11 protein-coding genes are annotated in these 12,370 nt (G+C 57.7%); 7 read left to right on the top strand and 4 right to left on the bottom strand.

The features are described from left to right. Positions 1–567: 567 nt before the first annotated feature. A complete protein-coding gene (locus MP439_10670; GenBank protein MCI2976517.1) occupies positions 568–1,494 on the bottom strand; it encodes a cation diffusion facilitator family transporter in 927 nt (308 codons plus the stop codon). Positions 1,495–1,966: 472 nt separating this feature from the next. On the opposite strand from MP439_10670, the gene MP439_10665 reads away from it, so the two are divergent. From MP439_10665 to MP439_10635, 7 genes are read left to right on the top strand one after another with little or no spacing between them, the layout of a single operon-like run. Beyond that, positions 1,967–2,353 (top strand): metalloregulator ArsR/SmtB family transcription factor, encoded by a 387-nt coding sequence (locus tag MP439_10665; protein ID MCI2976516.1) that lies wholly within the window; start codon positions 1,967–1,969, stop codon positions 2,351–2,353. A gap of 3 nt (positions 2,354–2,356) precedes the next feature. Beyond that, complete coding sequence (locus MP439_10660) at positions 2,357–2,857, top strand: hypothetical protein (protein MCI2976515.1); 501 nt, start codon at positions 2,357–2,359, stop codon at positions 2,855–2,857. Further along, positions 2,854–4,788 carry a hypothetical protein gene (locus tag MP439_10655; protein ID MCI2976514.1) on the top strand — a complete coding sequence of 645 codons (1,935 nt, stop codon included), beginning with the start codon at positions 2,854–2,856 and terminating at the stop codon, positions 4,786–4,788. Before MP439_10660 ends, MP439_10655 begins: the two co-directional genes overlap by 4 nt. Continuing rightward, complete coding sequence (locus MP439_10650; GenBank protein ID MCI2976513.1) at positions 4,785–5,723, top strand: NADH-quinone oxidoreductase subunit H; 939 nt, start codon at positions 4,785–4,787, stop codon at positions 5,721–5,723. The genes MP439_10655 and MP439_10650 overlap by 4 nt, the downstream gene beginning before the upstream one ends. 1 nt (position 5,724) lies before the next feature. After that, entirely contained in the window at positions 5,725–6,372 is a 648-nt protein-coding gene (locus MP439_10645; protein MCI2976512.1) for a hypothetical protein, read from the top strand. Continuing rightward, positions 6,372–7,823 carry a hypothetical protein gene (locus tag MP439_10640; protein ID MCI2976511.1) on the top strand — a complete coding sequence of 484 codons (1,452 nt, stop codon included), beginning with the start codon at positions 6,372–6,374 and terminating at the stop codon, positions 7,821–7,823. Before MP439_10645 ends, MP439_10640 begins: the two co-directional genes overlap by 1 nt. Positions 7,824–7,829: 6 nt before the next feature. Further along, entirely contained in the window at positions 7,830–9,374 is a 1,545-nt protein-coding gene (locus tag MP439_10635) for an NADH-quinone oxidoreductase subunit C (GenBank protein ID MCI2976510.1), read from the top strand. 116 nt (positions 9,375–9,490) lie between these two features. Here the strand turns inward: MP439_10635 and MP439_10630 are convergent, their stop codons facing one another. The 3 genes from MP439_10630 to MP439_10620 form a co-directional block, all read right to left on the bottom strand. Further along, positions 9,491–9,790 carry a DUF167 domain-containing protein gene (locus tag MP439_10630; protein MCI2976509.1) on the bottom strand — a complete coding sequence of 100 codons (300 nt, stop codon included), beginning with the start codon at positions 9,788–9,790 and terminating at the stop codon, positions 9,491–9,493. Between the two features lie 300 nt (positions 9,791–10,090). Continuing rightward, positions 10,091–11,359, bottom strand: coding sequence for a hypothetical protein (locus tag MP439_10625; GenBank protein ID MCI2976508.1), 1,269 nt, complete (start codon positions 11,357–11,359; stop codon positions 10,091–10,093). Between the two features lie 88 nt (positions 11,360–11,447). Next, positions 11,448–12,008 carry a formylmethanofuran dehydrogenase subunit E family protein gene (locus MP439_10620; GenBank protein MCI2976507.1) on the bottom strand — a complete coding sequence of 187 codons (561 nt, stop codon included), beginning with the start codon at positions 12,006–12,008 and terminating at the stop codon, positions 11,448–11,450. Between the last annotated feature and the right edge of the window lie 362 nt (positions 12,009–12,370).

Here is a 12,370-nt window from a genome sequence, read left to right as displayed (position 1 = left end):
CACCACACTTCTCCTCGGTTCCAAACTGACAGGAGAACTCCTAAAAACTCAAACCCTTGGGCCGACCGATTCCACTCATACCCTCAAGAGGTGCTCTAGCTGTGACAAACATCTGGCGGTGTAGTACCCAGCTGGATATGCAGAAAGCCTAACACTCACGGAGGTTGGAGTAGCTCGCCAGTCAACTGAACCTCATCGCCCAACGCAATGTAGGTGAGACCAGCTGTAACTGCATGATACTATCTGTTACTCGCAATCGAAGCCAAGATCAGGCCATCGTTCCCACCATACGAGAATCCAAGCATCAGCAAAGAGGCCGAGGGGTCACGACACGAGCTTTCCTAGAAAACTACTCACCACCGACACGCCTACCAGGTTCGCCATGCGTTGTACAATGGCTCCAGAGCTGTGGCTGGCCATCCCACTGGGCCACAAGGCGAGCAGAATTCATCCAGCCAATTGGTTGTTGGAAGATCCTTCGGTCGGCTCCTCGAGCAAAGCCTCGCGGAGTGCAAACAACTCGCCCTCTCCTCAACAACCTTACACGCAGACCATCATGGAGGTCCATCATGGATGGGAAAGGTGTTCGTGCTTACGATGCCTCGCCGGCTCGAGTTGAAACGTGCAGTGCTCTACATCAAAATGACCGGCGAGGCAATCGCTGAGCCCGTCAAGGACACGCGCGGCACCCGCACCGTCAAAGACGGCGTCCTCGACCACCACATGGGCCGACAGCACCGGGACTCCGCTCGTAATCGTCCAAACATGGAGATCATGGACGGCGACCACACCAGGGATAGCGCCGATGTGATCGCGAACCGCCCCCATATCGATACCTCGTGGTGTAGCCTCAAGCAGGACGTCCACCGTTTCGCGCAACAGCTTCATGGTTCTCGGTAAGATCAGCACCCCAATGACCAGCGACGCAATCGCGTCAGCACGTTCAAAACTCGTGATTGCGATTATTGTTGCGGCGACCACCACAGCAACCGCTCCAAGCAGATCGGAAAGCGCCTCAAGAAACGCACCACGAACATTGAGACTCTCACCCTCTCCGGACCCGAGAATCACCAAGTTCACCCCATTGCCTATCAGTGCGACCACTCCAAAGATGGCCATGATCGCCGGGGAGGTTACCTCTGGATGGATCAACCGTGCAATCGACTGCACGATGATGAAGATACCAACTCCAAACAGCAGCACAGCGTTGATCACCGCAGCGAAGATTTCGGCACGCTGGAGTCCAAAGGTCCTCGCATCATTCGATGGCCGACCGGCGAACCATATCCCGAGCAACGAGAGTCCTATGCCAGCCACGTCGGTCGCGACATGTCCGGCGTCAGCGAAGAGCGCTAACGAGTGGGCGAACTCGCCGCCAATAATCTCGACGATCATGATAACAAGTGAGACTCCGAGCACCAGAAGCAATCGACCCCGACTACGACCAGCGGCCGTAAGCGATGCTCCATGATGGTTGTGACTCGCTGACGCCACGCTCACACTCCCATCAATCACCAGCGCAGCCAATGACCAGCGACTGGTCGGTTGTACGGTGCTGTTGTGTGTCACGAAAATGGCGACGTAGCATGAGCCATCGTTCGCTGTTTGCGTACCGAGCGCGACGAGTCTTGACGGCCTTGGTCACCCCGTAAGTCTACACGACCACCCCACCTCCCATCAGCAGGCACCACACCCAGCACGTCCGTCGCCAGACATCGACCTAACAGCAGGGGATCGACACCTCCAGTTGTTCGTGGCACGGTCTTCTTCTCAGGGGATCTCAGCTGGCCCAGGCCGGAGACGGATGGTCGAACGACATCACAGCAACGATACCAGAATGGTCAAGTCTCATGTTACGACTCAAGCTTGCACTTGATATTGTATTGTTGCTTTTTTTTGCAATTCTGCAATTCATGATTGTATTTGCGATCCCTATCGCTATGCTGGCGTGCGAAAGGAGGGATCTATGGCAACCTCGTCACCGAATCGCGCGACCCCCCTGTATGAGCTTAAGGCAGAGTTCTTTAAGTCGATGGGACATCCCGTGCGGGTTCGAATTCTCGAGCTCCTTGCAAACGGTCCCCTCAGTGTCGGTGAACTGAACGCTCAAATTGGCGTGAACGCTCCACACCTGTCTCAACAGCTCAATGTGCTCAAGCGCACCGGACTGATTATCGCACATCGAGACGAAAAATACGTGATCTACCAGCTAGCCTTTGGTGAGCTCATCGAGCTCCTCGCCGTGGCGCGACACATCCTGATCGACGTACTCGCCAAACGCCGCGATCTCCTGGTGGACCTACAGGGGTCCGCCCCGCTACCCACCACCGTGTCTCGCGACCCTCTCGGTTAAGCGATGATCAAGGACCTCTTCACCCGCATTCTGCGTACCGGCCGCGTCACCGAGATCTCCAAGCGCTCGACTCTGCCTCTCGTACCAACCAAGGGCCAACCCGCATTGGCCTTTCGCTCCGGTTCTGTGCATTTGCGTCATCTTGATGCAGGCTCGTGCAACGGCTGTGAAATCGAGATTGGGGCCTGCTTTTCACCAATCTACGATCTTGAGCAGTTTGGCATCTCAATGACCCCATCACCGCGGCATGCGGATGGCGTCCTCATCACGGGAGTGGTCACAAAGAATATGCTCCGCCCGTTTCAACAGACCATCGCAGCAACTCCGTCGCCAAAACGACTCATCGCTATCGGCGATTGCGCCATCGATGGCGGCCCGTTCCTGGCTAGCTATGCCGTCGAGGGCGTACCCACCAACCTCGCTCCCATCGACGTCGTAGTTCCGGGGTGTCCTCCCGATCCGCGAGCCATCATCGAGGCCCTGCGTCAACTCAGCGGCAAATGAACGCCTCCTCCTATCGCATATGGCTCCTCGCCTCCTCGGTGTTCACCCTCGGTATCGCCTTCGCTGGCGGTTGGCTCGCGATTGCCACGCTCAACGGCGCTCATCTGTCTTTGAACGTCAATTGGCTCTTGCCCTTGGCCGGACTTCACCTGAGAATCGACCCTCTCTCGGCTCTCTTCGACCTACTCACCGCCACAATAGCTGTCGCTGCCGCTATCTACATGATCGCGTACTTTGGACGCCATGTGACCACCCGGTTCACACTCGCTTTGATGCCAGTGTTCGTCGCTGCCATGCTCCTGGTGCCCATGGCAGCCACATACTATGACTTTTGGTTCTTCTGGGAGATCATGGCGGTCACCTCCGCTGCCCTTGTTCTAACGAATTATCGCGACTCAGCCACTCGAAATGCCGGCCTCTACTACATCGCCTATACCCAGGTTGGTTTCGCCCTCATCCTGGCATCAACCGCCTACCTCAACGCCCACTCGACTACCGGTTTTCTCGATGGCTCCGGCTCCCATCTTGCAGTTCTCTCGAACACAGTCTTCGTTCTCAGCTTGCTCGGCTTCACCTCGAAGGCCGGCCTGTTACCGCTGAGTTCGTGGCTGCAACTCGCACACCCCGAGGCCCCGACACCCGTATCTGCCCTCATGAGTGCTGCAATGGTCAATATCGGCATCTATGGAGCGCTTCGCATCGACCTCGCCGGTCCCCAGCAGAGCTGGTGGGGGGTGCTTATGATCGCCATTGGCCTTGCCAGTGCCCTCTACGGAGCCTTGCACGCGTTGATCTCATCTGACATCAAACGCCTGCTGGCCTTCTCCACCAGTGAAAACCTTGGCATTATCATCACTGCGCTCGGCGCTTACGAGCTTCTTCGCACCACACATTTTGTTATCGTTGCCGAGATCGCGCTTGCTGGGGCAATCCTGCACCTCATCGGGCATGCCCTCTTCAAATCGCTGGCCTTCATCTCTGCGGGGCAGCTCATTGACCAGTCATCCACACGTGACCTCAATCGCATGGGAAACATGATCCGGCGTGCCCGCCTCGCAAGCACCGGGTATGGGGTCGCAAGTTTAGGTGCCACCGGCCTGCCACTCGGTGCGGGTTTTATTGGCGAGTGGCTTCTTCTTCAAGCCCTCATCCACACCTCAACGAGTGCACCAATCCTCCTGCGCATCGTCATGCCGATCGCCGTAGCTCTGCTCGCGCTCACGGTGGGTCTCAAGGTGGCCGCCATGACCAAGGCATTTGGTATTGGCGTTCTTTCACGACAACGGGTCCCTGGATCGAGCGAGACCGTCAGACCTACTCTCGCCAGAGTGGCCGGGGCGACAGCGATCTCGCTCCTTGTTCTAGCGAATCTCGTCTTCGCCACCGTACCCAGCATCGTTGCACCGCTCTATCAACGGGTTGCGGACTATCTTGTGCCCCGGGGGCGACCCATCGACATCGGATTTTCGATCATGTTCATGCCGCTCAAGGGCGCCATCTCCCCTTTGGCCATCTTCATCGAAGTCGTCGGTAGTGCCATCGTGGTTGGCCTGCTCGTCGAGCGGCACATCCGTTTGCAGGGGCGTATCCCCTCGGCGGACCTCTGGAACTGCGGTGGTGGAGCGCCTCGTATCCGCATGCAGTACAACAGCGCGTCGTTTGCTCAGCCTCTCGAGACCATCTTTGGGAACGCCTTACGTGTCCAGGAACATACCGATGTCGATCACGCTGATCCAAGTGGCCTCATCGTCACCACAATGGTCTATCGACGTTCACGAGCTGATATCATCGCGACCACCCTCCATCGCCTCGTCGGGGCTATCATCGGTCAAGGTTCGAGCTTGGTGCGTCGAGCGCATCCAGGCAATATACGGCTCTACATCCTCTATGGAGCCATCGGCCTCCTCATCATCTTCATGGTCACACGATGACAATCCTCCTCCAACTCCTCGTTCTCTTGTTCATTGGCCCGATCGCGATCGGCCTCATACGTACTATCGGCGCACGTCTCCAAGGTCGACGTGGCGCCTCCCTTTTGCAACCATACCGACACTTTCGACAACTCTGGCAGAAGGAAACCATCGAGCCAACCGGCGCGAGCGTGATCTTTCGTTTCGCCCCGTACGTTCTCCTCGGGACCAGCCTTACAATTGGAGCAGCGGGGCCGTTCCTTGCGACCTCCGATGGGCTCAGCTCCTCATCGGATCTCTTTGTCGTCGTCGGCCTGCTCTTTGTGGGAAACATCGCGATGGCTCTCGCCGGTCTTGACCTCGGTACCTCGTTTGGGGGGATGGGTGCGTCCAGGGAGCTGACCGTCTCTTCGCTCGTCGAACCAACACTTCTGGTCTCGATCTTTGCGCTCTCGATCCCCGCTCGCTCCAGCTCACTCGATATCATCTGTCGCACCTCGCTCCTGAACCCCCAACGTCTGTTGACACCAGCAGATCTGCTCGCCCTTGGTGCCTTCCTGGTCGTGGTCATCGCTGAGACAAAGCGCCTCCCCGTGGACAACCCATCAACGCATCTTGAATTGACCATGATTCACGAAGCTATGTTGTTGGAGTACTCGGGCCCCCGACTCGCCATCGTCGAGTGGGCGTCGGATCTTCGACTCGCCCTGTTGCTCGGTCTCATCGCTAATCTCTTCTTCCCGTTAGGGATCATCAACCACGGCGTAACCGCAGGCCACCTGGCAATCGCGATCCTTGCACTGACCGCTAAGGTTCTCCTACTCGCGGCGTTGATCGCGTTAGCAGAGACTGCATTGATCAAGATTCGACTCCTTCGGGTCCCCGAACTCCTTTCGGGCTCGTTTATCTTGGCCTTCCTCTCCATCATGATCTCGTTCTTCGTCGCTGGGCACTGACATGTCGATCCTGATCCAGCTTTGCCCAGCCCTCCTCCTCCTTACCGGGATTCTGATCGCGGTGTTTCGCGACCTGAGAAGTCAGACATCGCTGCTCCGGATCCAGGGCATCGGACTCGGCCTCTTGCCCTTGTTGCTGGCCATCGAGCAACATTCGGTAGCGCTGGCGATTGCCGGCATCATCGAGCTGTCAATTCGCGGCATCTTGCTTCCTGGACTCCTCATGCGCACGATCAAGAGGCTCCCACAAGAGCAGGATCCGGCGACGACACGAAACACCGCCAGTTCGTTCCTCCTATCAGGGGCCGTCAGTGTCGCCGCCTATCTCGCCTTTTTGCCTCTGACCCGCGTGACCCACACCCAGCTGGCTCAATCGAGCTTCATCGGACTCGCGTTGGTCTTTCTTGGCATCCAAGTCCTCCTGGTGCGACGTCAAGCTGTGGGTCAGATCATCGGCTTTCTCATGATCGACAACGGAATCGATACCTTTGGATTTCTGGCGACCCTGGGGGTACCATTCGTCCTCGAGCTCGGAGTCAGCCTCGACCTCGTCTTCGTTATCCTCATTTTGGCAGCCTTGACAAACCGTATGGTCCGTAAATTCGAAGGCACCGACGTCGATGAACTCTCAGAACTTGGAGACCGATAATGACCTACGACCTCCTTCTTCTCCCACTCATCGCCCTAGGTCTTTCAAACTTACGCACGGACTACAACATCGCCTGGATCACTACGCTCGCCGCAGACGGCGGCATCTTGATCATTGGAGTGCTCATACTGGTTCATCACAATCGCGGCCCCATAATGGCGAACAACGTGAGACTCGATCCGCTTGCTGGCGTCCTCATCATCGTCATCGGCACCGTCGCGACGCTCGCCGCAGCAGCAAGTCAACCGTATCTGACTAAGCACCTTGCGCTCGATACCGCCAACGAACAAAAGCGGCGACTGTACTGGAACCTGTTCAATCTGTTCACGGTCACGATGATCGTTGCTGCCATCTCAAACAACCTCGGGATTACCTGGATCGCTGTCGAAGCGACCACCGTCACAACAACCTTTTTAGTGGGCTTCAAGCGGACTCCACAATCCCTCGAAGCCGCTTGGAAATACGCCATCATCTGCTCCTTTGGTCTGTCCATCGCCCTCCTTGGCGTGGTCGTCATCTACTTTGGGGCCACGAACGCTGGGATTGGGGGCTCACAAGCCCTGATGATCAGCGTGCTTGAACACCACGCCAGAGAACTCAATCCGGCTATCTTCCGCATCGGCATTGGACTCTGTATCATAGGATTTGGCGCGAAGGCGGGGCTCGTTCCGTTCCACACGTGGCTCCCAGATGCGCACTCTCAGGCCCCAGGGCCGATCTCAGCCATGATGTCCGGCGTCCTGCTCTCGGTGGCGGCCTCAGTCGTTCTGCGTATCAGCGAACTGTCTTCGATGATCATCGGACCATCCTTTGCGCGACTCCTTCTTCTTTGCATCGGCATCCTTACGATGGCGGTCGCGGCATTCTTGATCGTGGGACAGTCCGAACTCAAGAGGATGTTGGCACAATCTTCCATGGAACAGATGGGCCTCGTCGCGATCGCAATCGCCATCAACAGCGAACTTGCCATCGCAGCCCTCTTGCTCCACATCGTTGTCCACGGCATCGCAAAGAGCTCAGCGTTTATCAGCGCAGGTCAAATGGAGGAGGTGACTCAACAGCATCGCATCTCGGCGATTACCGGGATGTTAAGAACTCATCCGGCCATCGCCCGCGGATTCCTCTTGGCGCTCGTCGCACTGCTGGCGATCCCTCCCTTTGGACTCTTCTGGAGCGAAGCTGGAATCATCACGGCAGTCGTAGCACAAGGCTACTTCCTTTGGGCAATCCTCGTCGTGGCACTACTCCTCATCGCCTCGGTGGGGCTCGTCCGTGCCGGCCTCGCGCTCACCCTGACACAACCACGAACGGAGCCATTCCCCCCAGTACATAGGTACGCATCGTTACCAGTTGCTATCGCTACATCACTCGCCGTCATCGTCGGACTTCTTGGCAGTCCCACCACCCACGTGATCAGCTCCGTAGCCTCTTCGATCATTACAAAGGTATAGGCAACCATGTCCACCAGCGTTCCAACGTCGAGCTGTTCACCTGGTGAAGTCGCCAATGCGCTGGCCTCCGCACTGGCCTCTGGCTCCAAAGTCGCCATGCTTGGGGCCGAAGATCGACCAAGCGAGGGCATCATTGAGGTCTACTATGTGCTGGCCAATCCACTCTCGGCATCGCTCACTGAATTCACGCTATCGCTTGATCGAGCCCGTCCCCACCTCGATTCCTTGGCAAGACTTGACTTCTCAACCGGCCGCTTCGAACGGGAGATAGCCGACCAATTCGGCGTCTCGCTCATCGACCATCCACAACCGGCGCGCCTGGTAAAGCACGCACACTGGCCCGATGGCTATCACCCACTACGCCACGACGCCAATGCAGCGCCAGGAAGGCTTGTTGACGACAGCGATTACCCCTTTGTCGAGGTGCAGGGTGACGCGATCTACGAGATCGGAGTCGGTCCCGTACACGCCGGCATTATTGAACCGGGTCACTTTCGCTTCTCGGCCGTTGGTGAGTCGATTATCGCCATGAAGGCACGACTCTGGTTTGTCCATCGAGGCATTGAGAGTGTTTTTGAGGGTCGATCCTTCAACGACGCCATCACGCTCGCCGAAAAGATCTCTGGAGACACCTCGGTAGGACACTCGTTGGCCATGGCGCAGGCGATAGAAGACGCCATTGGGATCGAGCTTGATCAACAGACACAACTCACACGCCAGCTTCTCCTCGATATGGAACGTGTGTACAACCTGATCGGCGATGTCGGTGCCATCGCCAACGACGTTGGCTTTTCAGTCATCAACGCCTTTATGGGCACACAGCGTGAGTACGCCTTACGAGAGAACCGACGTATCACCGGCCATCGGTTGTTGCGAGGTGCACTGGGCATAGGGAGTGCCTCATTGCAAGCACAACCCGACCCTCATTTCTTTGCAAACCTCGCCGCAGAAGTTGACAAGATCGTCCAGATTCTCACTGGCAACGTCATGGCAATCGACAGGTTCAAGGGAACTGGCATCCTCAGCGAAGCCGACGCCAGGTCCATCGGATGTGTTGGCTATGTCGCCTATGCCTCCGGACTTGCATTCGGGGAGGTGGGCGCACCCGGTGCGGACCCGACACCTTTCAATACACCCCCAGACACAGTCACCAGAGACTCTCATCGGCTACTGAGCATGCCACCGACCGGCGACGTCGCGGCACGCCTCGGCATCCGAATTACCCAGCTCCAAGCCACACTCGCTCACCTCGCCGACCTTGCCGCACGCCTCAGTTACGCTCACCTCAATTCCTTCGATCCGATCCGCGAATCCCCACAACACCGTCCCTCCGCCGGGCGTGCTGTGGGGATCGCCTGTCTCGAGAGTTGGCGAGGCAGGCTCACCCATCGCGTCGTCGTCAACCGTAATCAGATTGTGCGAGCCAAGATCGTGGACCCATCGTTTTTAAACTGGCCAGCCGTCTCGATTTCGCTTCGTGGCGCCGTAGTGGCGGACTTTCCGCTCATCAACAAGAGTTTCAATCTTTCCTACGCTGGCAACGACCTGTGACAAGGGGAGTCCAGTAGCTAAACCACGGGTGACCCCTGCTCCGACAGTCATAGGTCAGGTTCAAAGGTCCGGTCCGCTAGCGCGATCAACAACCCAATCCCGCCAATGCACAACCGTCATGTTCCGCCCTGATTGCCATCTGACAGGGTCGCACGAAGTTGGTCCCAACAACCCGCCGGGACTTGTATGACCTTGTGCGGGTTGGCGAAACCAGCGGTAATAGTTACCCCCGACGGGGCGACGCCGCACACCTCGGCGATGACAGCAATGACGGCCGCATTTGCCCTGCCGTCCACTGGTCGCGCCCTCACATCAACCATGAGCGTGCCATCCGCTGCGCGCCACACTCGATCGGTCTTGCGGCCTGCTCGCACCTTGACGTGGAATTTTACTCGATCGGGATCAGTCGCCGCCATCGATTGAACGCTAGCGTCGCCGCCGGGGCTCCTCATCGTCTACGACGTTGTTAGCACCGATCGCCAACTCCGATCCTAACAAGAGCGTGTCGCTCTGTCATTGAGGCAAACACGCGACTCTGGCGCCAACGATGATCCCCCTGGCGCTGGTTGTGCGCCTCTGCACGGTTTCCGGGAGGCAAGCGGATGCTGGGGACACACCGAGCAATCGGCACCTGCACGCGCGATGTTGACGTTCCATTGCTTGACATCGACACCAACGGAGAGCCTTCAGCGCACCAGTCAATGCGAAGGTAGTGCTCACGCCGAGCGAATACGCCCACAAACAATCCGACCACGATCATCTCGACGACAGCGTTCGGGCGGTGGCACGCGTCCGGTGTCGACCATCTCCATCCATTCAACATCCTCGTATCCGGCCTGGATCTGAGCCGGTGTCCCATCGTTGGCAAACAGCGCATGATACACTACGAAAGTCTCCTCTGGGTAGCGCGCGAATGTGAACTCAACCGCTACCTTGGCGTCAACACCACTGGCCACCAACTCCACCCCAGTCACGGCGCCGTGGCTTGCACGAAAGCCGACGAGCATATCCCTGAATTGTCTAAGCGACCGTTCGATGTGGGACATGACCTCGGTCTCGTTGGGAGTCGGTGGCTCAACGATGTACCCACTGATGTCGAGCCCTCCCAGACCCTCGAACTCACGGAGATTCACCGAACCGATCTCGTGGACAAAGACTCGACTATTTTGGGCAGTGTCGACGACCATATACACGGTTGACCCAATCGTGGTGCTCGCCCACATTCTCCCGGGCAACTCGATCCGGTAAGCCACCTCATCTCGAGGAGACAACCAAATTGGCATACTTGGAAAGAGGCCATAGGGGTCAGCTGGGGGCTCAGTCGGTTGCTGAAGATAGACCAAAACATCCATTGGCTCTCCCGTCGCGTCCTGCTCACCATATTCCTTGCGGAATCGCAGAGGATCCGGCCAACTAGGGTTGTTCAGCTTGATCGGCGATGCTCGGTCATTCGATCGACTCCTCGCAGGAACGTCGAGATCGGTGGGCACAAATCCATGGCCATCGAAACGATAGATCGTTGCTGGACGAATTTCCTCCTGATGGGTTATCACCGCGACATAGACACCCTGCTCGTCAATATTGACAAAAGAACCTAAACGCCCAGCTATCGAGTAGTTCTCAACCGCATCGTCATCAAAACGCCACATGAGCAACTGCGTAGTCGGGTGATCGGATGTGATCACAAAGACGCGCTGATCGTCGAGGTCGACATCGATACCAACGTTATCTGGTATTCCTGGAATTCGTCGCCAGCGAACGGTGCCATCAGGGTGGATCACCGTGATGCATGAGTCAATTCCGCGTGAGACGAACACGGCGCCAAACGGTGTGCCTCGGCACCAACGATTTCGACAAAGAATATTGCCAATGCGTTCAAGCCGAAGTCTCGACCGATCAGCCACGGCCGCAACCGGCTGGTAACGATCCACGATCCAAAGCTCATCACCACGAGCAAAGATGATAGAGGGGTCAATCGGCACCACGCCGACAGCCTATCCAAGCTGTGTGAAAGCCTCGTCAATTCGATGGCGCCACCGGTTGGCCGGTTACCACTCACTCGTCCACTCCGGTTCACGGTCCCGCCAGGTATCGTTGTTGCCACTGGCTGGCGGCCTCGTGAGCCACGGTATCGCCATCAAGATCAGGATCAAGGCGACTCTTGACCTCACGAGGCTCGGGGACCGACCGGTTGACAGTGTCGGTGCACAAAGCGATCAGCAACGGCGCAGGAGCATCAAACCGATCGAGCTGTTGCACCCGATAGTGATCAACAGGTTGGCTCGACAACAGTGTGTTGCGGCCCCAATTCCACTGGGCGGCCTCATGAACGGCGAGCAGTTCACGCTTGGCATCCACATCGAAATCTCCCAGGAGGGCAGCCTCCCAGGCGGCGATGAGCGCGGGAAAGGAGTCAGGTTCCTCGCGCACATCCCGGGTTTCGCCAGTGCTGATGCGCTCTACGATGTAGCCGACGCCAAGGGCAGCATCAAGGCGATGCGTGCCAAAGCGCGCTCGACCGCCAGTCAGGTACGCTGCGACGTCTCCGAGACACGGTGAGTTCTTCGAAACCACCATCAGGTCGCTGCGATCGAACGGGCGATCGCGCAACACGACGTCTGCGAGCGCGCGCATCGCCCACACTCCTCGCAAAAGTCCGTCACAAGCGTGGCCATCAAACAGCACAGGATCGGTGACAGTTACCGTCTTGGGGCGTCGATCGATAGGTCCCTAGGCCGAACGGGTGTCGATCACCGCAAAGCTCGGGCGCCCCGCGTCCTCGAGCCACACCGCCACATACCAGTGTGACCCCGAGGCTCCATCGCGGCAATCGGGGGTGAACTACCCCCACCTGAAGGTGGAGGCTTCGTAAGCTAGTCTCGGTCACGCTGCAACCGTCCTCTGGCTCACTCTGTTTTCCCGCTTCCGCGGCCCGGGAGACGATGGCATCGACTCAGAACCCGATGACCGTCACGCCTTCGAGCGCAAAACGAATG

Origin of the sequence: Ferrimicrobium sp. (assembly GCA_022690815.1) — a bacterium.
Classification (GTDB): Bacteria; Actinomycetota; Acidimicrobiia; order Acidimicrobiales; family Acidimicrobiaceae; genus Ferrimicrobium.
Note: the sequence above shows the minus strand (reverse complement) of the source record. Positions and strands in the feature narration are given on the sequence as shown.